We start from the raw sequence: 21,690 nt of genomic DNA on the forward strand, positions 1-21,690 counted from the left end.
ATGACAGGAGTCGGCGGCATTCTCTAACGGGGTAAAACCATGATCGTTATTCGCAGATTGCAGGGGCCTGACCCATGGTTCACTTGCCCGCTTTCGATTCGAGGGCATAGTTGAAGAGGTCCCGGCACATGTGGAGCCTTTTTAAATAGATCTTTTTCTGCGTTTCATCAAGTTTTTCGATGCGCGGCCTCAACGCATCGCACCGGCTGACAAGATCCTTCAATTCCTCGGGCGTACCTAACATGGCGTCCTGGGTCTGAGAACAGATTTCCTCGAACTCCTTCTTCCAGTCATCCTGTGCAACGGCGGCCGCCGGAGAGGCAAGCAGGAAATCGGAAAAGACCGCTATGCCGGAGAGCACCGATAGTGCGATGACCAGCGTGATCACAAGACTGCCTTGTTTGTTCTTCATACGATCTCCCCGGTTTTGTTGATAAATCGGCTCGCAGGCTTGCACGCTTTCACGCTGACAGAAAAAAATAGATTTTCGTGTTCGGAGCCTGCCCTCCCCGATAGAGATGCCGCGCAAGCATGTCGAGTCTTTTTATCCTTCAACCTGCTTGGTATGGCATCGCTGGCAGTCAAGCGTTGGAAACGCCACTTTGCCGTGGCACACGCCGCAGTATTTCCCCTCAAATATCTCCATCATGGAGTATTTCATGTCCCCCTTTTTCACGCTGATGAATATCTCGGGATGGCACAGTTCGCATCCGTTCCAAACCGCGTGTTTTTTGTGGGAAAAAATGATGGTGGGCATCCCTTCTATCTTCGCCTCGATGGGCATATCCTTGATGGGCTTGTCTTTTTTCATGGCAAAGGCCTGTCGCTTGATGGACACGCCTTCGAGGAAATCCAGGGGCTTGACGAGCCCCATTTCTTCGGCCAGTTCCCAGTTTATGCCGTTCCCGAACCGTTCTTTCGGCAGCTTGCCGGTGAATTCAGCGAACTCGTATTCCCGTTTCACATTCGTCCCCAACGAATGGCACCGATCGCATCGTTTCTCGTTTTCAGCAACCGGCTTTTTCGAACACGCCTCAAACATCTTTGCGATCCCGGGGAAAGACCGCTTTCCGTTATGGCATGCCCCGCAGTAATAACCGCTCATGTTGTCGGCAGCCTTGATATCGGTACCGCCCGCTTTCATGGCAAATCCAATGTCCACATGACAAAGCCTGCAGGTGAACTTTGCCCGATGAAGCCAGTGGTTAAACACCACGGGGGCCAGGCCTGCTTTCTCGGAGTGATTATTCAGCAACACCATGCCGTAAATATTGGCCGGGGTTCGCTTTTTCTTCGTTCCTGTCTGCGCCAGGGTAATTCCGGAACACACTATGATACACAGGATTATCAGAACCGCTTTTTTCATGGGTCATTCCTCCTAGTTCTTCAGAGTCGCGATGATGATGAGGACAATTGAATATCGTGTCAGATGCAATGGTGACTGCCAACTGGTGAATATCGGTTTGGGATATGATCTTACTGTCCGGTATGTTTTACAGTTTATCAAATGCGAGAAGAAAGGTCAATCAACAGTTCGAATAGTGTTTAACACTACGATTATAATGTCTTCTAAAATCATGATTTTAATGCGGAAGGCCTTAGTACACAAACTCAATATCCGCAGGCGTTGATGACGCGGTCTTACGTCAATTCGAGCTCGCCCCGGGTAACAACGCGCAACAAGAATAGGCTCAAGAATGGAAGTGCGGCAAAACAGGGTCCCGGGAAAGCGATGCGGATGTTTTCGTGCGCTACCCCTTCAGCGCCTCCAGCTCATTCCAGCGCTTGTATACTTCAGCCAGTTCTTTTTCAACCGCTTCAAGCCGTGCCTTTGTGTCAGCCACCTTGTTGCCGCTCCCGCGATAAAAGGCCGGGGCAGCCATGGTCGTGATGATCTGCTGCTGTTCGGCATCGAGCTTTTCAATACGCTGCGGTAATGTCTCAAGCTCTTTTTGTTCTTTAAAGCTCAGCTTGCGCGGCTTCGCTTTTTTAATATCGGGCACAACATTTTTTTCCCCTGTCCTGACCGGTGCCGCGGGCACTTCACGTTTCCACTGCCTCTGACGGAGCCAGTCGTCATATCCGCCGACGTATTCATTCACCCTGCCGTCGCCCTCGAACACGAGTGTGCTGGTGACAACATCGTTGATGAACGCGCGGTCGTGGCTCACGAGCAGCACCGTGCCGGGATAGTCCATGAGCAGCTCTTCAAGCAGGTCGAGGGTCTCAATGTCGAGATCGTTCGTGGGCTCATCGAGCACCAGGACGTTCGAGGGCCGGGTAAAGAGCTTCGCGAGCAGGAGACGGTTGCGCTCGCCGCCGGACAGTACCTTCACCGGGCTGCGCGCGCGGGCGGGCGCGAACAGAAAATCCTGCAAATAGCCGATGACATGCCGCCGGTTGCCGTTGATGGTCACGTGGTCGCTGCCGTTCGCGACGTTGTCCTGAACGGTCTTCTCATCATCGAGTTGTTCGCGGTGCTGGTCGAGGTATGCCACTTCAATATTCGTGCCGTGTTTCACCCTGCCTGCGCGGGGGGTCAGTTCCCCCAGCAGGATCTTGAGCAGCGTGGTTTTGCCCGAGCCGTTCGGCCCGATAATGCCGATCTTGTCCCCACGGATGATGGTCGTGGACAGGTCGCGGATGACAACAGTGCCGTTGTAGCTGTGGGTGACCCCTGTCGCCTCGATCACCAGCTTGCCCGTGCGCTCCGCATCCTGCATCTGCATGCGCGCCGCGCCGATCACCTCACGCCGCTCGCTCCTGGTCCTGCGCAGCTCCTTGAGCGCACGCACGCGGCCTTCGTTCCTTGTCCTGCGCGCCTTGACGCCCTGGCGGATCCATACCTCTTCAGCCGCAAGCTTTTTATCGAACTTCGCGTTCTCCACAACCTCGGAATCGAGCGCTGCCTGTTTCAGTTCAAGATAGGCCTGGTAATTGCCTGGCCAGCTCGTGAGCCTGCCGCGGTCAAGATCAACGATGCGCGTTGCAAGCTTCTGGAGCAGCATGCGGTCGTGGGTCACGAAAAGCAGGGTCCCGCCGAAGGTCAGCAGAAATTCTTCGAGCCAGGCAATGGCATCGATGTCCAGGTGGTTCGTGGGCTCGTCCAGCAGCAGCAGGTCCGGCGCGCCTGCCAGCGCCCTGGCCAGCAGAACACGCCGTTTGAGCCCGCCCGAGAGTTCCGAGAACTCAGCGTCTTCGGGCAGCTTGAGCCGGGTCAGGATCTCATCAACGCGCTGCTGCATCTGCCAGCCGCCGGCTGACTCGAACTTGTGCTGCACATCCTCGAGCTCCGCCATCAGCTTCTCGCTGTGGTCGTGGGCCAGTCTGGCGCTCACATGATGATATGCCGCAAGCAGCTTCCCCTGCTCGCCGAACGCGCTCGAGACAACATCGAACACGCTGCCGAAGAGCGCCTGCGGAACCTCCTGCGTCAAGAGCGTGATCTTCACCCCTTGCTGAAAAACGATCTTGCCGCCGTCGGGTTGGATCTCGCCCGTAATAAGCTTCATGACCGTGGACTTGCCCGTACCGTTCCGTCCGACCAGACAGACCCGCTCCCCGCAGTCGATCGAGAGATCGACGCCTTCGAGCAGCAATGGACCGCCGAAACTGACCTTGACGTCCTGTAAACTTACCAATGCCATTCCATACCCCGTTCTTTATCACCGTGTTGCGCCCGCACAATGTACTCCGTGAATTGTTGAATTGCAACCGAAATCATGGCGAAATTTGAATCATCTCGCGTCCAGCCGCTGTCTTTCCGCGCTTGACCATGCACATTCCAAATATTTATTGACAAAACAATATTTTCATATAGAATTGATTATAATGCGTTAAATCGTTATATTTATTCTTTCCTGAGGGAGGTTGCCATACTATGGAGACACTCTTTTTGGCTCTCAGCATTTCATCGATCGGGGTTATGCTCTATGCCCTGTATAAGGCGTTCATCCTCAGACATAGAGTACCGGGCGGCAAGGTCAGGTCGACGTGGAATATCTTGTCGGGTCTTATCGTGATGTTCACGGCCGGGTATCTTTCCACACCCTTCTTTCGCCTGCTCCCTCCGGAATTCAAAGACGTGCTCGTGGGCGTGATTTTTCTTTTTGGCGCGATCTTTGTCCTTATCGTGATCAAGTTGTTCTTTAAAATAATTGAGGACATCGGTCTATGAGTCCCGTGTCAAAAGAAATAGCAGATCACCTGAAGAGCGAGATCCGCGCGGTTATCGGCCAGAGCGCGAGCGAGCTGTTTCTCCGCCGGGTCGACACGATCCTTGACGAATGCTCTGCGGGTAAACTAACCGTTGCCCAAACGTGCGAGAAGGTCCAGAAATTAGTGTCCCTCTTCATCGACGAGGGCAAGGCTCGTGAGATCCACGCGCGTTGCGCCCCGATCATCACCAAGGAATCCGCGGCAGGAAATTAAGCGGTTCCTGCTGCTGCAAAGCCGTCATCCCGCCTGCAATGCTCTATTGAAAAATTTACTGGACCTTCGCTGCAGACTTCCGGGCCACATATACCACGTGCCGCAACCCTCCCCTTCCCGGCCGCTTTCGATCCACACTAAATCCCGCGGCAACCAGGCGCTTCTCGAATAACGCATCAGGCTTCTCTCCCCAGACAGCGAAAATCCCGCCCGTGGACAGGGCAGCAGCTGTCGTCTTCAGAGCGCGGTTCCCGTAGAAAGGATCGAGCAAAGCATCGCTTGATGCCCCAGGGCCTTCGTAGAGGTCAAGGATAACGGCATCGAACTGTTCAACGCCTGGTAGTGCGGCCCTTGCAATCACGGATGACACGTCATCGATCACCATGGTGACACGAGGGTCATCCACGGCGCGGTTCGTAAGCATGGCGAGAGGACCGCGGCACCAGTTGACCACGACCGGATTCAGTTCTGCGACTATGACCTGCGCTGCAACAGGCAGCGCGTCGAGAGCTGCTTGCAGGGTGAGCCCCATGCCCAGACCGCCGATCAGCACCCGCGGGACCCTGCGTCCCGCAACCAATGTACACGCCAGCTCTCCGAGCACGATCTCGGACCGGTTCGCGCTGCTGTTCATGAGCACGCGGTTATTGATGAGGATCAAAAAATCCCGTTCGCCCCGCTTGCGCAGTTCGAGTAACCCGTCCGCGGTATCGACCTTGTCTATTGTCTGCCACGGCTGCGCCATGAAAATTCCTCTTAGCAGTTCGCCTTCACCCCTTCGGCTTTTCTCAGGGCAGGCTTAAAAATAACAAAAAATCCCTCGCCCCTCCGGGGAGAGGGCCAGGGTGAGGGGCGATTCTATTTTCAGTCGTTCTCTTCGCTACTCCGAAGGACAAGCCGCTTTCCTCATCTGCTTGGTCTTACCCCGCTGCTTTTTGCTCTCGATCCGCCGCTCTTTCGCCGCCAGTGTCGGTCTTGTCTTCTTCCTTGGCTTCGGCTTCTCAGTCGCCTTTCGAATGAGCTCCACCAGCCGCGCGATCGCGTCCTCGCGGTTCCGCTCCTGCGTTCGGTGCTGGCGTGCTTCGATGAGCAGGATGCCGTCCTGGGTAACGCGCCTGCCTGCCAGGCGGATAAGCCGCGTGCGCACATCGCCGGGAAGGGACGGTGAGTTCCCCACATCGAACCGGAGCTGGACGGCCGTGGACACCTTGTTCACGTTTTGGCCGCCCGGGCCTGAGGCACGGACAAAGTGGAGCTGGATCTCTTTCTCGTCAAGCGATATGGTGCGGGTTACGATGATCATGATCGTACTTTACACTATTCGCCCTGCCGACTCAAGCCGGAATCGTATGCCGTCTCGCTTGACAGCGCGACGCCGGTCTCATGGACATCGCACCTCACCTCGCTATCCTCGCGCACATGACTGCTGTCTTTCTCTCGATAGGATCGTTATCTTCCGGTGGGAGTGATCTTCGTCCTCTCCCCTGCGGGGAGAGGGTTGGGTGAGGGGACGAGACGATGATAATTACTCAATTTGCGGTATTAGCCGACAAGTGCCTATAACAATAAGTTCTCTCTCGTTCATCAACGGTTGTTATTTTTCCGCTGCACAAGAGCCTCCCCTACCCAGATCACAACAATCGCGCTATCAGAGCCGGCACCGCGGTCTCGACGCTCAGGATGCGTTCTCCCATCTGAACGGGCGTGAACCCGCAAGCAACGAGCTTTTCTATTTCATAGGGGATAAAACCGCCTTCCGGTCCGATGGCGAGGGTCACGGCGCGTTTGACATCACGCGGACAGGGTGCAGTGGCATGCGGATGCGCGACAAGAGGGAGCGTCCCTTTGATCTTTTCCGGCAGCTCATCCTCCACAAAGGGCTTGAACAGCGGCCGCAGCAGGACCTCGGGAAGGACCGTGTCGCGCGCCTGTTCGAGACCGAGGACCAGCTGTTCTTTCACACTTGATTCGTTCAGGAAGGGACTCTGCCAGAAGCTCTTCTCCACCCTGAAGCAGTTAAGCAGAATGATCCGCTTCACCCCGAGAGAACTGACGGACCGCAGCACCCGCCGGAGAACCTTGGGCCGCGGCAGCGCGAGGATGAGCGTCAACGGAAGCGCGGCAGGCGGCGCGCGTTCGAGCCAGACTTCCATCTCCAGGACCGATTGGGTCAGGAGGGTGACTTTACCGAAGCCGATCTGCCCGTTGAGAACGCCGACACAGAGCTCATCGCCGACTGAAGCGCGGTGCACTTCGAGGACATGCTTCAGTCGTCGGTCCTGAAGCCGGACGATATTGGTATTGTCCGTGAAATCGTCTGGAAAAAGAAGGATAAGGTTCATGGGAGGACCGCGTAGAATTATAAATCAGGTGAACGGCTCATACTGCACCCTCATTATCGTGAATACCATATCGCCCTTGGGCCGCTTGACCATCACTTCATCGCCCTCGGTCTTCTTCATCAGCGCCTTTGCCATGGGCGCATCCATGCTGATCAGGTTCTTTGCGGGGTCGAACTCGTCGGGACCCACGATGCGGTACTCGGCGATATTTCCCTCGTCGTCCTCGAGCCGCACCCAGGCGCCGAAGAATACCCGTAACGGATCGGTCGGCGCGCTGTCCACCACGACAATATGCTCCAGCCGGTCCTTGAGATGGTGGATGCGGGCATCGATCTCGCGCAGCTGCTTCTTGCGATAGATATACTCCGCGTTCTCGGACCGGTCGCCCTCGGCCGCGGCCGCGGCAAGCGCCGCGGTCACTTCCGGACGCTTTTCCCGCCAAAGGAACTCGAACTCGTCGCTCAGGCGCTTCCTGCCTTCAGGCGTAATATATTTGGAGCCCGGTATCTGTGGAGGTCGGTATCTGCTCATAGGAACGGAATGATACGTTAAAAGTAGACGAGAAGCAAGAACCAACTACCCTGCATACGTCACTGCTGTCGCTTTGACAACCTTGAACCGTGTCCCTTCATCGATCCACCCTTCAAAATCGACGAGATTTCCCCGCTGCAGGGACCCAAAGGGTTCGTTCCCCGGAGTTTCGTCCTTATCCTGCCGCATGACGAGCTTTCGTTCCCCGGCGCCGCATAGATAGTACTCAAGCTTCCCCTTCGAGGCCAGCGGCTCGCTCACCACGCGGAACGAATTTTCACGAGGACCATCCTTCAGCGAGAGACCGTCCTTTCTAAGGACCAGATAGGAGAACTTGAGGGAGTCCTTGCGGAGCCCCGTGAGTTTATCGATCTCTTTCACGAGCGCGGGCGGGTCCCAGGGGATGTCCTCATGGCACCAGTCCTTGGGGTTCACCAGCGCGGGACACTTTTGGTTGAAGAGACAGGGGGAATAAACGTGAAGGCCCTGCTCCAGCAGGCCGTCCCTGACCTCGAGCATCTCGCGGGAGGTCTCCCGCAGGGCCGGCTCGATGATGATACAGCTGCCGTCGTCAGCAAGAAATCTTTTCAGGATGGCATTCAAGATACCTATCCGCTTCCCGGTCCTTCCTTCATCACGGGCAAACAGCTCGTTCATGACATTCGACAAAATGATCACGTCAAAATGTCCGTGCAAAATATTTCCCAGTCCCTCGATGTCCGTTCTGACTGTTTTCAATGATGCCTCGCGTTCAGGCGTTGTTCCGAAGGATGAAAAAAGTTCCTCGGCTATCTTCAGATTGCCCGCCACCTGATCAACGGCCGTGAACTCCAGATGCGGATACTTCCATTCCTGCCGCGAAAAAAACGTGAGCGCGCCAAGTGAGGCGGTACCGGGACCGGCGCCGATATCAAGGAGCCGGAGCTTTGGTTTTGAAAACAGGCCCCGGGGATGCAGGGACAATTCCTGAAGCGGCTTGTGGATCTTGGAGAGGTTTGACGGAAGAAAATAGGCCCGGTATGCGTTCCGGAGTCTCTCGTCCTTGAGATAGGCCGCGGGAAGGTCTTCACGCTCACTGGTCAACAGCGTTGAAAGCCTTGCCACATCCGCTGCAAGGGAGCGCAGCTCATCGTGCGATAGTTCCGGCGATATGTTCGGGGTAAAAGGGATTTTCATGTGAAAGATGAAAGAGCAAAACAAAAAGGGGATGATTGATCCTCATCCCCGCTGTTGATGCCTTGGATCTTACTTTGCCTTCATCTTCACCGGCTCATAGGTGCAGAACGGCTCGGATGCGAGGTAGTCGCCGGAGATGGCAAAAGCGCGGGCCCGGCAGCCGCCGCAGACCTTGCGGTACTCGCAGATGCCGCACTTGCCGTGGTAGTGGTCGAGATCGCGCATCTCTTGAAAGAGCTGCGAGTTGTTCCATATTTTTGAGAACGGCTCTTTTCTGATGTCTCCGGCCTCCTCTTCGAGAAACCCGCAGATCTGGACCTTGCCCATGTGCGACACGAAGGCAAAGCTCTGGCCGCCCATGCAGCCCTTGGTCATGGCATCGAAACCATGGGACTCGGGCGTCACGATCTTGCCCTTTTCCTTCTCACCCTGCCGGAAGATGCGGTAATAGTGAGGTGCGCAGGTCGGCTTGAACTGGATCGGCACCTTGTCCCGCATCTCATAGAACCATTTAAGCGTGCTCTCGTATTCCGCGGGAGGGATCTCCTGGTCAATGAGATCCTTGCCGCGGCCCGTCGGGACGAGCAGGAACGGGTGATAGGCAACCGCGCCCAATCCGATCACCATCTCAAGGAGCTTCGGCAGGTCCTTCACATTATGCTTCGTGATCGTCGTATTCACCTGGAACTCCATGCCGACCTTTTTGAAGTTCTCAATGGCCTTCATCACGCCTTCGAAGGCGCCTTCAACGCGCCGGAAGGCATTATGGCTCTTTGCGTCTAGGCCGTCGATCGAGAGCGACACGCGCATGATGCCCGAATCCTTCATCTTCTGCGCCAGTTCCTCGGTCACAAGCAAGCCGCAAGGCGCCATGACCATGCGCAGACCGAGCTTCGTTCCGTGTTTCGCGATGTCATAGATGTCGGCCCGCATCATCGGCTCGCCGCCGGTCAGGATGATGATCGGGTCGCTGAAGGACTTGACGTCGTCCAGGAACCGGAAACACTCCTCCGTGTTCAGCTCGCCCGGGTACGGGCCGTACCGCGCCGCAGCGCGGCAGTGGACACAGTTCAGCACGCAGCTGCGGGTCACCTCCCAGGCGATCAGCCGGGGAAGATACTTTTTTTCTCCGCCGGGATGACCGTGGCCATGGGGCGCTTTCTCTGTTTGGGGATGAGACATGGAAAAACTCCTTAATTGAAAATTGGAAGTTGTAGATTGCAAATATCAAAATAAAGTCAAAAACACCTTCACTTTAAAATTTCCAATCTTGTCCTCGACCTGATCGGGGATTCCAATCTTCACTTTACAATCACGTAGTTCGTATATTAACCAACCAGGAGAAAATAGTCAATTGCGTTGGAGAAACAATATCTCCAAGTCTTAGCCATGACGCACAGGATACGATGTCCACTACGCCAAAAGCGCGGCGGCCTTCCCCGGATGCAGGTGCCGTTTCAGGCACAGACCCGGTTCCTTCCCTCTGCCTTCGCCCGGTAAAGCGCCGTATCGGCACGGTGAATGAGCTCCTCGAAGTCCTCTTTGAGCGACGCATCCCACGTGCCGATACCGATGCTGATGGTCACCTTGATATGAACGGCGCCGTGTTCGAATTCCGCATCCTCGATGAGCTTGCGCACGCGATCGGCAAGGATCTGCGCTCCAGGCTGCTCCGTGCCCGTGGCGAGCAGGCAGAACTCCTCCCCTCCGTACCGCGCTATCAGGTCAGTCTCCCTGAGTTTGCCGTTGATAAGCCCGGCCACGCCGGCAAGGACCGTGTCGCCCGCCTGGTGGCCGTAGGTGTCGTTTACCTTCTTGAAATAGTCGATATCGATCATGAGGAGTGAGACCGGCGGGCCATAGCGGCATACGCGCTTCACCTCCTGCCTCAACCGCTCCATGAAGTAGCGTCGATTGTATACCTTCGTGAGCGCGTCGGTGATCGATATCTGCTCCAGTTCCTTGTTCAGCACCGTGAGCTGTTCGTTTGCGTTCTGAAGCGCCTCGGTCCGCTCATGCACCTTGAGTTCAAGGGAACGGTTCAACTCGTTCAGTTTTTGATACAGGTCCGCGTTGTCGATCGCCACCGCTGCCTGGGCGGACAGCGCCGTAAGCAGCGTTTCATCATCCTGCTGGAACATCCCCGCCTTTTTATTCAGCACCTGTATCGCACCGATCGTCTCTCCTCTGATGTTCTTTAACGGGGCGCATAGGATGCTCCGGGTGCGAAAGCCTGTCTTCTTGTCGAACTCGGGATTGAAACGCGCATCCTGGTAGGCATCGGGGATATTGATGATCTTGCCCTCCTTCCATACCATCCCGGCGACTCCCACGCCGACCGGAAAGCGGATCTCCATGACATGAACGCCCTGGGCGATCTTGGCCCACATCTCGTTCGTTTCCGCGTCGATCAAAAAAAGCGAACTGCGCTCCGCGCCCATGACCGCCGTCGTCTCGTTGATGATCATCTCGAGCAAGCGGTCAAGATTGCGCTCAGCGGCCAACCGCAGCCCGACTTTAAGCAGGATGGAAAGGCGTTCGGGCTCTATGTTCTGTATAGAATGGTTCATAATCCGTTCAAATGCACCGCGCTGAACATACTACACTACATACGAAACGGCAACACTTCGGCAAATCTAAGATCCTGCGGGCCAATGGTCAAAACATATCATGATTTGAATTGAGCGCTAAGATGGCATTGCGCGTGCAAGCTGTCGATATTCGATGGGAGTGCTTGCATCATATTGATGTTATTCCCAGATACTTTCTCGGGTTGTCCGCCGCAAACTGAAGCGCCCGCTCCTGAGGCACGCCGAGCGCGACCAGGTTCTTCACCGCATCCGCCAGCGCAATGCCGCTTCCCATGAGAACGCCGCCCACGCCCCGGATAGGGCCGCTTCCCCAATTCGGCCCTTTGATCGAATCCGAGATAAGGATTATTTTGTCTGGCGATTTCATATCGAAAAGCATTTTAAGGCTCTGCGGGTGCAGGTGCGCCATGTCCGCGATGACCTCCACGTAGATGTCCTCGTCCATGAGTCCGAACCCGGCAAGGCCGGGCTCCCGGTGGTGAAAGCCGCGCATGGCATTGAACACATGGGTGATGCCGGTGGCGCCGGCTCGCTTGCCCTCCTCGGCCTGTTCGAACGACGCATCGCTGTGGCCCATATGCACGAGAAAACCCTTTTCGCGGCAAAGCTCGATCACCCGGAGGGCGCCCGGCAGTTCCGGGGCGATCGTAATGATCTTGATGAGGTTCTCAAAATCCTCAATGAGCCGTGAGAATATTTCCACCGAGGGATCAACAAAGCTCTTCCCGTCAAGGGCACCCGCGCGCTCGGCATTAAGGAAAGGTCCTTCGACGTGTACGCCGAGGATCCTGGCGCCCTCGCGCTGCGTGTCCTTGGCGCGCTGCACCGCGGCCATGTTCTCGCGCATGATCTCGAGGGAACCGGGATAGATGGTGGGAACGATCGCCGACGTTCCCCGGTCACCGTGCATGCCGGCCATATGAATAATATCGTCCTGCCGCCGCGTGCGCGTGTCGTATTCACCCGCTCCGTGCACATGGATGTCGATCAGGTATTGTTTGTTCACGACTGCGTAGGCCATAAGGACCTCAAGTGAGAATGCAAAATGAAAAATGGAAAAGGCAAAATGCTAAAAACTTGTTTTTATAATTTTGCATTGATTCTACGTGATCTTCCCCCGCCGCGAAAAAAACTCGCTCAGCGCCAGCCGCACCACGGCCCCGCGGTCCCAGGGCTGTTTCAGCTCTTTCGTAAGCTCTGCGGCCGTCTCATCCAGCGCCGGAATATGTTCATCCTCGAGCTGGATCGTCACGTCGACCAGGCCGTGCTCGTGTTCCTCGTGGTCGCCGTGCCCGTGGTCGGCACTGTAATGCTCATCGTGTTGGTGAGCATGATCGTGTTTGGCCTGCATAGTGACCTCTCTCGCTGAAATTTAATAAAGTATTTTCATCATCACCGGCATCGTGAAGAACAATGCAACCGTGGAAACGGCAATACACGCCGCCGCAAGCGGCACATCCAGGTCGAACTCGTCGGCGATCACGAGCGAAAGCACCATCACCGGCATCGCGCCTTCAATGGTGGTTGCCTTGAGTACCTCGGCATTCATCCCGAGCCGCGAACCGATCCACCAGGCCAGGGCCGGTGCAAGCATGAGCTTTATCGCGAGCGCCGGCGCCGCGATCGAGAGCCGTTTGACATCGCGAAAATCGAGCGCCAGACCCACGGTGAAGATCATGATCGGGACCACCGCCTTGCCCATGAGCCCAACGGCATCCAGCACAGGCAATGGTACCGTGACCCCGGCGAGACGAACAACAATGCCGGCAGCCACTCCCCAGAGCGGCGGAAGCAGGAACACGCGCTTGAGCGATGCACCGACTGACACGGCCTTTCCGCTCCCATACCGGGCGGCGATGAACACCCCGATCGTCAGCAGGATCGGGGTCGACGCGAGCAGGTCGTACAGGACCGCCACGTATCCATACCGGGCGCCGAGCATCTCGGTGATGACCGGGAGGCCCAGATACATCACGTTGCCGAAAGCGCTGGATATGATCATGGCCCCGACAGCGGGACGCGGCAGGTCCCTGAACCACGGCACCAGCCGATAGGCCGCAAAACCGGCCGCGAGGGATGCAAAGACAACGACAGCCCCGGTCAGCGGGATGGAAATGAGGCTCCGGTCAACAGGGGCGCTCACCATCAAGCCGAAAGCCAGCGGGGGAATAAAAAAATTGAACACCGCAACGCTCAGCGCGTGACGCACCCGGTTGCGGTCAAGGCCGCTCGGGTTGAAGTACCTCCATGCGTAACCCGCCGCGATGATCAGCCCGAATGAGTACAGGACCTTGTCGATACCGGCTCCTTAGTGTTCATTATAGCAAGTCTTTACCGTGTCCGCGGAGATCGCCGGAAACGACAGGAATATTTTACCTGCTTTTAAATAAAGATACCAGCAAATGTTTCTGCTTTGGCCTTCCTGAACCGTCCGGATGTCTTTGACAAACACTCTTCTCTTGGCCTATAATACCAGAATTGTGAAGGGGGCCCATGGTCCCGGAGCATATAATTCATTGCACGGAGGTTAAAAAATGTATCAGATATGGATCGCGGTAATTGCATCGCTCATCATGGCAGGAGGACTGGGAGGCATTTACTATCTCATCATTAAACAGAACGCGGTGATCGGGTCCAAGACCATTCAGTTCATTTCGATTGTCTTCGTCCTGCCCCTGATGCTCGCACTCGGTGTGCTGAACATCATCAGCAGAGATACCATCGGCCCGCTTATCGGTGTCATAATAGGTTTTACCCTGGGCGGGTCGTGGAAAGACTAGACAAAGCGGCGACGCGGAGTTTCCCTCTCTCCAGGTCTCCCCGTCGCCGCGTCTCTTGTTCTTCCCGCGCCTCCTCATCGTCCCGTCAGAGCGTCAGCGTTGGATACTGTTACTCCGACCTCTCCATCCTCTCCTTCGGAAGGAAGAATATCGTCAGCATGCCGGGGATCGTCATTACACACACGATAACGAAGAACATCTTGTACCCTACCGCCTGCTGCAGCCAGCCGCTCACGAATCCCGGCAGCATCATGCCGAGGGCCATGATGCCGGTCGAGATGGCGTAGTGCGATGTCTTGAATCTACCCTGCGCCGAGTACATGAGATAGACGGTGAATATCGTGAAACCCAGGCCGTAGCCGAACTGCTCGAGCGCCACCAGGGGGTAGACCATCCCGATCGACGGTTGATGATAGGCCATGTACACAAAAAAGAGGTCTGGCAGATGCATGGCGATCACCATGGGCCAGACGCAGCGCCTGAACCCATACCGCGCGATGAGCCATCCTCCAAGGATCCCTCCGGAAACCAGGCACAGAACACCCACGGTCCCGTAAACGAGGCCGACCTCTTTGGTAGTGAGCCCCAGCCCGCCAACACCTGCCGCGTCGAGAAGAAAGGGGGAGACCAGTTTCAGGAGCATGGCCTCACCCAGGCGATAGAACAGGATGAACGCCAGCGTCACCCCGATATTTTCCTGCCGGAAGTAAGCGCTGAAGACCTCAACAAATGACGCGTCCTCTTTCTTTCCTTTTCCCGGATCGCCGCTGTCGGACGCGGGAAACGGGAGCATGAATTTGTGATATATCGCCGCCCCCGCGAAGATCAACCCGGATGCGGCCATGACCGTTGACCAGCTCCACGCGATATCATTATTGCTCGATGTTTCGAGCATACCCGCGACGTACACGAGGAATCCGGAGCCGAAGATCATTGCCAGCCGGTAAAATCCCGCGCGCAGTCCCACGAACAGTGCCTGCTCTTTTTCCGTGAGCGCGAGCATATAGAATCCGTCCGTGGCAATGTCATAGGTCGCGGAAATGAACGCCCCCGCGCAGAACGCCGCCAGGGACAGGAAAAAGAACGACCCGGACCTGAGCGAAAAGGCGATGACGAACATGCAGAGGCTCATTGCCGCCTGGGTACTGAGGATCCACTTCCGCTTGGTCGAATACACGTCAACCGCCGGTCCCCAAAACATTTTGAGGACCCAGGGCAGATAGAGCCAGCTTGTCCAGAAGGCAATGTGGGCGTTGTCAATGCCCATGCGCTTGTACAGGATGACCGACACCGTATTGATCAGCACGTAGGGCAGGCCTTCGGCAAAGTAGAGTGTGGGCAGGAAGGACCAGGGGTTGCGGGTACTGGATTGTTTTGTCATGGGGAAAAGAGTAGCAGATTGACGGGGAAACTTCCAGAGAAAAAGAGGCCCTCGCCAGCACGGGAGAGGGCTCAAGCCAAACAATGACTTATTATTTTGCCGATATGATCTTTTTTAATTGCTCAATTTCTTTCTGCTGTTCCTTGATCGCCTCTATCAGCACCGGGATGATCTCTGTGTAAGCGACACTCTTCGTGCCATCAGGCGCGGTGTTCACAATTTCAGGAAGAACCTTTTCTATCTCCTGTGCTATCACACCATAGTGCCTCCCCTCTTGGAAGCCCCTGTCCATATATTCTTCCGTCTTCCATTCATAGGAAAGACCATTCAAGCTTAGCACCTTGTTTAACGGATCTTCTATCTGTTGAAGGTTCCTTCCCTCGGCCTACCCCCGGACTATTTTTTCTCAATAGTCAACCGTCCTCCACTCATGCGCGGCACTATTAGCGTAGAACGTTAGACTTCACTTACTCTATTTGATAGCAGCTACATGCTCCACTGGCATCCATTGCACTTGCGCAGAAACCTATTAAACCTGTACTCGTCCAGCACAAAACTTTGTTGGCCTGGGGCAGGTGACTTCCAATGCCAATACTACCCTTTACTTGCAATTTTGCGTTTGGCGTAGTCGTACCGATGCCGACGTTGCCGTTCGTATCAATCACTAAACGATGAGTAGGGGGCGTAGCCGTATTATCGTAAATTGCAAACTTTCCATCATTTACATTTACTGCATCTGCGATCCACCATTCTCTGCTACCACCAGTCGTTTTTAATTTTAGGTAACCTTCCGTTATTTTGATGTGGCCATATGCAACATCAAGCTTCTCTACAGGACTCGTCGTCCCGATACCCACGTTGCCGTTTACAATTAAATCCCCGCTTGCCGCATAGAGGTTAGAAGCGATAAACAACAACCCGACAGTACATACCATTATTATCCGTTTCATTTTGCTCTCCTCCTTATGTTAATCCTGTTATTTGTAGTATTCTAACTTATTCATATTGCCAATTTATCTCACCAAAAAAGTATTACTGACAGGTGCCGGTTGCCGGATCACAGGTTAACGGTGGTGTGCAGGTGACGGGCGTTCCCGTGCAAACCTTGTTATTACACACATCGCCAGTAGTGCAGGCGTTGTTGTCGGAACAAGACAAGGTATTGGCCGCATGCACGCAACAACCGGGAAGAACCGGGACACTCGTATCGGTCGTGCAGATATTCCCGTCATCGCAGTTCGTGGTCGCCCCGGGCTTGCAGACGCCGTTCAAACACACATCGCCCACGGTGCAGGTGTTGTTATCACTGCACGACAGCGTGTTGTTCGTAAAGACGCACCCGGTCGACGTGTTGCAGGTATCGGTGGTGCAGACATTGTTGTCGTTGCAGGTCCTGGGCGTACTGACGCAAACCTGATTGACACATGAGTCGACGGTACAGGCATTGCCATCAGTACAGGGGGAGCCATCCGGCTTTCCTGTGCAGATACAATCCGGCACCGGGGTATACACACAACTGCCCGAGGCAGGATCACAGGAATTGGTGGTGCACGAGTCATAGTCTTCGCAGGTCTTGGCAGTGCCCGCGCAGACGGAGTTTGCACACTTATCGCTTGAGGTGCAGGCGTTGTTGTCGTTGCAGGACTTGGTATTGGAAACGTGCACGCAGCAAGCGGCAATAATAGGCACCATCTTATCATCCGTGCAGATATTTCCGTCGTCGCAGTTTCTGACAACACCGGACTTGCAGGCGCCGTTCAAACAATAATCGCCGTCGGTGCAGCTGTTTTTATCACTGCACGGCAGCGTGTTGTTGATGGTGATCACGCATCCATTCAACGGGTCGCAGGTGTCGGCGGTGCAGGCGTTGTTGTCGTTGCAGGTCATGGTCGTGCCGACGCAGGCTCCATCCAAACACGCGTCGCCCGCGGTACAGGCATTGTTATCGGTACAGACGGACCCATTCGGCTGTCCTGCGCACGAAATACAGCTTGGTGTTGGCGATATCGTTCGCACACAATTGCCCGAGACCGTATCGCAGGAATCGATCGTGCAGGCGTTGTTGTCGTTGCAGTTCTTTTGCGTCCCCGCGCAGACCTTGTTCGAACACTTATCGCCTGTGGTGCATGCGTTGTTGTCGTCGCAGGACAAGGTGTTGGGGGCGTTTACGCAGCCGCCTGGAATAATTGAAACACACAAATCGGTTGTGCAGATATTCCCGTCATCGCAGTTCTTTGTTGTGAAGACGCACCCGGTCGCCGTATTGCATGTGTCGATTGTGCAGTTATTGTTATCGTTGCAGACAACGGCTGTGTGGCCGCAGGCGCCAGTTGCCGCATCGCACGTATCGGTGGTGCAGGCATTGTTGTCATTGCAGCGTGTGGCTGCATCCCAGCAAGGTTGTGCAAAGATCGCCTGAATCGTATGGTTGGCGTTTATGCCCGTAAGTGTATAAGATGTAATCATGCCTTTAGAGATATTGTCTACGATTACATCTGCCAGCTGATATCCCGTATTCGCTGTTATCGTATATACTTGGCTTGTGCCTCGATAAACATTTACGGTTCCGGCAGGTGAAATGCTTCCTCCGGGACCGGCGGATGACATGAGCGTGGAGATACCGTCGGGTATAGCCGAAACGGTCTCAACGTCTGAAACAGTCAAGACCCCTGCATTCGTTGTGATGCCCAACAGACCAGTATAGTCTACAACCGAATTAAAACCGCAGTCGTAGCCGCCTGCTAATGTAATCGCAATGTCGCGATTAGCTATGAGGTCCTCAGCAAAATCCATTGCCAAACAGTGAATAACATCGCCACTCACAGCGTCATCGTAAGCTTTCTGAACGGATGAGTAGTAATACGTACCACCGGGCTTGTTGATTCTCACCGGGAGGGTTGAACAGGAGGTAAAAGTAATTGTTGCCGTCACTTTTTTATCTGAATTCATCACGAGTGAACAACTTCCTGTTCCGCTGCAGTCACCAGTCCATCCGGCAAAGAGTGATCCTGCATCAGGCGTGGCAGTCAGGGTTGTCGTAGAGTCTTGAATGAAATCATAAGAACACGTGGCGCCGCATGACAGGCCTGTTGGATTGCTCAAAACTGTTCCTGTCCCGGCATGCGACCTTTTCACGACACTGACAGAATATTTATTTGAAAACGTTGCCGAGACTGTGCAATTTGCATAGAGGGGATCGGTCGTGTAGGTATTTCCACCATTCCACGTTCCGCCGCATCCGGTAACTGACGTAATGTGATAGCCCGTATTTGGTGTCACAGTAAAGGTCTGGCTGTTGCCGCAATTCACCGTTGCAGATGGTGGTGTTATTGTTCCTCCGTCGCCTGCAGAGGCGGTTACAAGAAATGTATTGATATCAAAACTTGCCGAAATAGTATGGTTGGCAGTTACATTGGAGAAGGTGTAGATGGTTATAGCTCCTTTGGAAACACCGTCAACTTTCACATCAACAATATGATAGCAAGCATTCGGTGTTATAGTAAATGATATGGTTGAACCATAATTTATCGTCTGCGGATCTGCTGGACTAATACTACCGCCCACCCCAGCTATTGGGGTCACAGTAGAGGTCCGACGGCAGCAGATCGGGCAGTCGTAGTTCGCCAGGAGTGACCACCCAGAGCACAATTTGACGCTCAGTTCACAAGTATTTCCACCAGCCGCACCGCATGATGGCAGTAACGAACCCCCACAGCAGTGGTCACAGTCGATGGTTGAAGGACCTTGCCCGTGACAAACGCCGTTGCCGCTCAGCTCGCAGATGGTACCTCCGAGGGTAGCACAAGTGGGTGCTGAGCAGCATGCTGAGCAGTCGTTACTCTGACCGAGTTTCGTTATGCCCCTGATGTCCAAAGGGCAATCCTTTGTTTGGGTGCAGAAACTCCCTCCCATCCCACCACACGAGGGCATGCACACGTGGTTCTTCTCCTGCCAATCTGGGGCAACCTGCCACGCTGCGCACGCGCTACCATAGTCCAATAACTCACGTTGAACCGTCCCCGTGTCCTCGCTTGTGTGGTAGACGTAGAAAAATCCAGTGGCAGGATTTAGATATGGCTGCGGCATATCAGGGCCGCACGACTGCAAATCAGTGCTCTGCATAATCGGGTTACGCGGATACTCGTCCCAGTGTATGAGATCCGCGGACCTTGCAACGCCCCAACCGTACACATTCTGTTGCTCCGACCCTCCGCAGCCAAAGTTCCGCGTCCCGCCTTCGTAGATCATCCAATAGTAGCCGCCCGTGGCGACAACGCGCGGCATGCTCACCGAGCCAGCGTCCCAACTTTGGGCACCGACGAGAACGTCGCCCTGCGCGACGAGCTCCGTCATGCTTGGGCCGCTCAGGTACGCGATCACGAGGCGGGAGTCCGACACCTGTCGCGCATAGAAAACGTAAACGGTCCCCTCCGGGGACACCAGTAGGCTTGGGGTCGCGCCTAAGCCATTCGTCTCCGCCGGCAGAGGTCCTTGCTTCTGCCACGTGATGCCATCAGCCGAAGTCGCCCAGTAGATACCAAAGCCGCCCTCTTCGTATACCATTGTCCAAATACCATTCACCAGTGCGACTGATGGGGCAACCGAGAAGTGCCCCAGAGAGGGTGTGATCACAACTCCGTATTGGGTAGGGAAACTCGAACCAGCTAAGTTGTCGGCGATCGAAAGACATATCTCAGGAAAGTCAATGTAGCACCGGTGATACAGATAGAGTCGTTGGGGAGTTAGATCGGTCCGCGGCACAGCGAAGGCTTCGCGGTGACTGTAGCTTGGCACCGGGGCCGGATCCTGTTCCAACACGAAGTGGGCGGTGCCATTCCACAGATCGGACAGTGTCGCGAACGGGATTTTTGGCGGTGGCACAAACGCACATAGGTTCGTGCCGATAAACAGCATCCCAATAATACAAAATATAAGTGACCTCTTCATTTGTTATCCCTATGCTTATTTTAATTTTTTTCTTTCGGCCCTTGTTCATTGACTAAAGTTTCTGGCTGAAACTCGACTAATTTTTTATTTGCCTCCCCTTTTTCAGAAAAAAATAATTATTTTGTTATAGTAGTATGTGTTTACAAGCAAAGCATCAATTTATCGGCGACGTTAGTGCTATCCTATCTATTCTTTTCCAATTGCTCAATTCTTTTCTGCTGATTCTCAATTGCCTTCTGATGCTCCTTGATCGCTTCTATCAGCACCGGAATGATCTCTGAATAAGCAACAGCCTTAGTGCCATCAGGACCCGTGCTTACGACTTCTGGGAGAACCTTTTCTATCTCCTGGGCAATGACGCCATAATGCCTGCCTTCGGGCAGGTTTTTCTCTTTGAACTCAGCCCTCTTCCACTCATATGAGATCCCTCTTAAATTGATAACTTTGTCTATTGGATCGTTTATTCGTTGCAAATTCATTTTGAATTTACTGTCCGAAGTAAGCGCAGTCCCGTTGGAGTATACTGTACCAAGCACATTCACTCCACCGCCACTTTGTATTCTCATCCGTTCTAAAGGCGAGCCATTATTAGCAGTGTAAAAGATCAAATCCATTGCTTCAGAACCTTGCGTGTTGCTCACTATTTGGCCCCCGATTATAGCGGCAATGATATCTGCTGATGCGGAGTTCACAAGAGAAAAACCCATGTTTGGCCAGTTGTTTGTCGGTGAGTTCCCCTTGATAAGAAGGCCGGCATTACCACCAAAATTTTTCTGCTCGATTGCGATCTGGCCGTTAACATCAAGCTTACCTATGGGATTATTTGTCCCAATGCCTATATTGCCCACAGCATTCATGAAGATATATTTATTGCCCGACCATCCACCGTCACCATTACCAATACCAATCGTCCAATTTGGATTTGGACTATCATCAAACGTACTAATAGAAAAATTATCATCCCAACTGCTGGAAAAATATGATCTACCAATATTGTATGTTCCGGCGTTCTGGATCGTACTACCCTCGCTTTGTGTTGTCTGCCCTATGCTTATTTTTGCTCCAGTCCCACTGCCTCCAGAGATATCAAGTTTGTTTCCAGGATTCGTTGTTCCAATGCCGACCTTGCCGTTTACAATCAAGTCCCCGTTCGCCGCATAAAGAGTGCCCCCGACAAGTAACAGTCCGGTAATGACAATTATAATTATTTTCTTCATTTTTCTCACCCTCCGAAGTCTGTATTAATTATTCATCACCCGTAGTAAGCACGAAATATAAGTGGCCAGCGCAGTAAAACGAGATACTAATTCATCTCATAATGTTATCTCCTCATCACGCGAATTTATAAATTATTATTTACTTCCAATATCTTTTCTAATTGCTCAATTCTTTTCTGCTGTTCCTTGATCGCCTCTATCAGCACCGGGATGATCTCTGTGTAAGCGACACTCTTCGTGCCATCAGGCGCGGTGTTCACAATTTCAGGAAGAACCTTTTCTATCTCCTGTGCT

Annotated in this window: 21 protein-coding genes; 3 read left to right on the forward strand and 18 right to left on the reverse strand. The window is 54.1% G+C overall.

Translation table 11 applies throughout. The features are described from left to right. Nucleotides 1–79: 79 nt before the first annotated feature. The 3 genes from M0R70_12390 to M0R70_12400 all read right to left on the reverse strand — a co-directional run bounded on the left by M0R70_12390 (nucleotide 80) and on the right by M0R70_12400 (nucleotide 3,647). Nucleotides 80–412 carry a hypothetical protein gene (locus M0R70_12390; GenBank protein MCK9420167.1) on the reverse strand — a complete coding sequence of 111 codons (333 nt, stop codon included), beginning with the start codon at nucleotides 410–412 and terminating at the stop codon, nucleotides 80–82. A gap of 132 nt (nucleotides 413–544) precedes the next feature. Continuing rightward, entirely contained in the window at nucleotides 545–1,366 is an 822-nt protein-coding gene (locus M0R70_12395; protein ID MCK9420168.1) for a hypothetical protein, read from the reverse strand. Nucleotides 1,367–1,751: 385 nt separating this feature from the next. Beyond that, nucleotides 1,752–3,647: an ATP-binding cassette domain-containing protein gene (locus M0R70_12400; GenBank protein MCK9420169.1), complete on the reverse strand. Its 1,896-nt coding sequence runs from the start codon at nucleotides 3,645–3,647 to the stop codon at nucleotides 1,752–1,754. 233 nt (nucleotides 3,648–3,880) lie between these two features. Between M0R70_12400 and M0R70_12405 the strand changes: the two genes are divergently transcribed. Both M0R70_12405 and M0R70_12410 read left to right on the forward strand, forming a co-directional pair. Continuing rightward, on the forward strand, nucleotides 3,881–4,177 hold the full coding sequence (locus tag M0R70_12405) for a hypothetical protein (GenBank protein MCK9420170.1): 297 nt from the start codon (nucleotides 3,881–3,883) through the stop codon (nucleotides 4,175–4,177). Further along, nucleotides 4,174–4,431 (forward strand): hypothetical protein, encoded by a 258-nt coding sequence (locus tag M0R70_12410; GenBank protein MCK9420171.1) that lies wholly within the window; start codon nucleotides 4,174–4,176, stop codon nucleotides 4,429–4,431. Before M0R70_12405 ends, M0R70_12410 begins: the two co-directional genes overlap by 4 nt. 55 nt (nucleotides 4,432–4,486) lie before the next feature. Here M0R70_12410 and M0R70_12415 read toward each other — a convergent pair whose 3' ends face one another. From M0R70_12415 to M0R70_12460, 10 genes are all read right to left on the reverse strand, one after another. Next, nucleotides 4,487–5,176: a spermidine synthase gene (locus M0R70_12415; GenBank protein ID MCK9420172.1), complete on the reverse strand. Its 690-nt coding sequence runs from the start codon at nucleotides 5,174–5,176 to the stop codon at nucleotides 4,487–4,489. Between the two features lie 135 nt (nucleotides 5,177–5,311). Beyond that, entirely contained in the window at nucleotides 5,312–5,734 is a 423-nt protein-coding gene (gene arfB / locus M0R70_12420; protein MCK9420173.1) for an aminoacyl-tRNA hydrolase, read from the reverse strand. A 328-nt stretch (nucleotides 5,735–6,062) separates the two neighbouring features. Continuing rightward, nucleotides 6,063–6,773: a 16S rRNA (uracil(1498)-N(3))-methyltransferase gene (locus M0R70_12425; GenBank protein MCK9420174.1), complete on the reverse strand. Its 711-nt coding sequence runs from the start codon at nucleotides 6,771–6,773 to the stop codon at nucleotides 6,063–6,065. 24 nt (nucleotides 6,774–6,797) lie between these two features. After that, on the reverse strand, nucleotides 6,798–7,304 hold the full coding sequence (greB, locus tag M0R70_12430) for a transcription elongation factor GreB (protein MCK9420175.1): 507 nt from the start codon (nucleotides 7,302–7,304) through the stop codon (nucleotides 6,798–6,800). Nucleotides 7,305–7,349: 45 nt separating this feature from the next. Then, nucleotides 7,350–8,480: a small ribosomal subunit Rsm22 family protein gene (locus M0R70_12435; protein ID MCK9420176.1), complete on the reverse strand. Its 1,131-nt coding sequence runs from the start codon at nucleotides 8,478–8,480 to the stop codon at nucleotides 7,350–7,352. A gap of 69 nt (nucleotides 8,481–8,549) precedes the next feature. Continuing rightward, nucleotides 8,550–9,662, reverse strand: coding sequence for a heme b synthase (gene ahbD, locus M0R70_12440; protein MCK9420177.1), 1,113 nt, complete (start codon nucleotides 9,660–9,662; stop codon nucleotides 8,550–8,552). Between the two features lie 275 nt (nucleotides 9,663–9,937). After that, nucleotides 9,938–11,050 carry a sensor domain-containing diguanylate cyclase gene (locus tag M0R70_12445; protein MCK9420178.1) on the reverse strand — a complete coding sequence of 371 codons (1,113 nt, stop codon included), beginning with the start codon at nucleotides 11,048–11,050 and terminating at the stop codon, nucleotides 9,938–9,940. 169 nt (nucleotides 11,051–11,219) lie between these two features. Further along, the gene (locus M0R70_12450; protein ID MCK9420179.1) at nucleotides 11,220–12,092 is read right to left on the reverse strand and encodes an amidohydrolase family protein; all 873 of its coding nucleotides are present in this window, start codon (nucleotides 12,090–12,092) and stop codon (nucleotides 11,220–11,222) included. 81 nt (nucleotides 12,093–12,173) lie between these two features. After that, complete coding sequence (locus M0R70_12455) at nucleotides 12,174–12,422, reverse strand: hypothetical protein (GenBank protein ID MCK9420180.1); 249 nt, start codon at nucleotides 12,420–12,422, stop codon at nucleotides 12,174–12,176. A 21-nt stretch (nucleotides 12,423–12,443) separates the two neighbouring features. After that, the gene (locus tag M0R70_12460; protein ID MCK9420181.1) at nucleotides 12,444–13,256 is read right to left on the reverse strand and encodes an AEC family transporter; all 813 of its coding nucleotides are present in this window, start codon (nucleotides 13,254–13,256) and stop codon (nucleotides 12,444–12,446) included. Nucleotides 13,257–13,605: 349 nt separating this feature from the next. On the opposite strand from M0R70_12460, the gene M0R70_12465 reads away from it, so the two are divergent. After that, nucleotides 13,606–13,851 (forward strand): hypothetical protein, encoded by a 246-nt coding sequence (locus M0R70_12465; GenBank protein MCK9420182.1) that lies wholly within the window; start codon nucleotides 13,606–13,608, stop codon nucleotides 13,849–13,851. 109 nt (nucleotides 13,852–13,960) lie between these two features. Here M0R70_12465 and M0R70_12470 read toward each other — a convergent pair whose 3' ends face one another. The 5 genes from M0R70_12470 to M0R70_12490 form a co-directional block, all read right to left on the reverse strand. Next, complete coding sequence (locus tag M0R70_12470; protein ID MCK9420183.1) at nucleotides 13,961–15,232, reverse strand: AmpG family muropeptide MFS transporter; 1,272 nt, start codon at nucleotides 15,230–15,232, stop codon at nucleotides 13,961–13,963. Nucleotides 15,233–15,323: 91 nt separating this feature from the next. Next, a complete protein-coding gene (locus M0R70_12475) occupies nucleotides 15,324–15,572 on the reverse strand; it encodes a tail fiber domain-containing protein (GenBank protein MCK9420184.1) in 249 nt (82 codons plus the stop codon). Between the two features lie 127 nt (nucleotides 15,573–15,699). Then, complete coding sequence (locus M0R70_12480) at nucleotides 15,700–16,182, reverse strand: hypothetical protein (protein MCK9420185.1); 483 nt, start codon at nucleotides 16,180–16,182, stop codon at nucleotides 15,700–15,702. 82 nt (nucleotides 16,183–16,264) lie between these two features. After that, on the reverse strand, nucleotides 16,265–18,334 hold the full coding sequence (locus M0R70_12485) for a hypothetical protein (protein ID MCK9420186.1): 2,070 nt from the start codon (nucleotides 18,332–18,334) through the stop codon (nucleotides 16,265–16,267). A gap of 2,027 nt (nucleotides 18,335–20,361) precedes the next feature. Then, nucleotides 20,362–21,396: a tail fiber domain-containing protein gene (locus M0R70_12490; protein ID MCK9420187.1), complete on the reverse strand. Its 1,035-nt coding sequence runs from the start codon at nucleotides 21,394–21,396 to the stop codon at nucleotides 20,362–20,364. Nucleotides 21,397–21,690: the final 294 nt, after the last annotated feature.

Source organism: Nitrospirota bacterium, from assembly GCA_023229435.1.
In the GTDB taxonomy this organism is placed as follows: domain Bacteria; phylum Nitrospirota; class UBA9217; order UBA9217; family UBA9217; genus JALNZF01.

Coding starts and splice junctions, on each gene's coding strand:
- M0R70_12390 (MCK9420167.1), bottom strand. CDS start 412: ATGAAGAACAAACAAGGCAGTCTTGTGATCACGCTGGTCATCGCACTA.
- M0R70_12395 (MCK9420168.1), bottom strand. CDS start 1,366: ATGAAAAAAGCGGTTCTGATAATCCTGTGTATCATAGTGTGTTCCGGA.
- M0R70_12400 (MCK9420169.1), bottom strand. CDS start 3,647: ATGGCATTGGTAAGTTTACAGGACGTCAAGGTCAGTTTCGGCGGTCCA.
- M0R70_12405 (MCK9420170.1), top strand. CDS start 3,881: ATGGAGACACTCTTTTTGGCTCTCAGCATTTCATCGATCGGGGTTATG.
- M0R70_12410 (MCK9420171.1), top strand. CDS start 4,174: ATGAGTCCCGTGTCAAAAGAAATAGCAGATCACCTGAAGAGCGAGATC.
- M0R70_12415 (MCK9420172.1), bottom strand. CDS start 5,176: ATGGCGCAGCCGTGGCAGACAATAGACAAGGTCGATACCGCGGACGGG.
- arfB (MCK9420173.1), bottom strand. CDS start 5,734: ATGATCATCGTAACCCGCACCATATCGCTTGACGAGAAAGAGATCCAG.
- M0R70_12425 (MCK9420174.1), bottom strand. CDS start 6,773: ATGAACCTTATCCTTCTTTTTCCAGACGATTTCACGGACAATACCAAT.
- greB (MCK9420175.1), bottom strand. CDS start 7,304: ATGAGCAGATACCGACCTCCACAGATACCGGGCTCCAAATATATTACG.
- M0R70_12435 (MCK9420176.1), bottom strand. CDS start 8,480: ATGAAAATCCCTTTTACCCCGAACATATCGCCGGAACTATCGCACGAT.
- ahbD (MCK9420177.1), bottom strand. CDS start 9,662: ATGTCTCATCCCCAAACAGAGAAAGCGCCCCATGGCCACGGTCATCCC.
- M0R70_12445 (MCK9420178.1), bottom strand. CDS start 11,050: ATGAACCATTCTATACAGAACATAGAGCCCGAACGCCTTTCCATCCTG.
- M0R70_12450 (MCK9420179.1), bottom strand. CDS start 12,092: ATGGCCTACGCAGTCGTGAACAAACAATACCTGATCGACATCCATGTG.
- M0R70_12455 (MCK9420180.1), bottom strand. CDS start 12,422: ATGCAGGCCAAACACGATCATGCTCACCAACACGATGAGCATTACAGT.
- M0R70_12465 (MCK9420182.1), top strand. CDS start 13,606: ATGTATCAGATATGGATCGCGGTAATTGCATCGCTCATCATGGCAGGA.
- M0R70_12470 (MCK9420183.1), bottom strand. CDS start 15,232: ATGACAAAACAATCCAGTACCCGCAACCCCTGGTCCTTCCTGCCCACA.
- M0R70_12480 (MCK9420185.1), bottom strand. CDS start 16,182: ATGAAACGGATAATAATGGTATGTACTGTCGGGTTGTTGTTTATCGCT.
- M0R70_12490 (MCK9420187.1), bottom strand. CDS start 21,396: ATGAAGAAAATAATTATAATTGTCATTACCGGACTGTTACTTGTCGGG.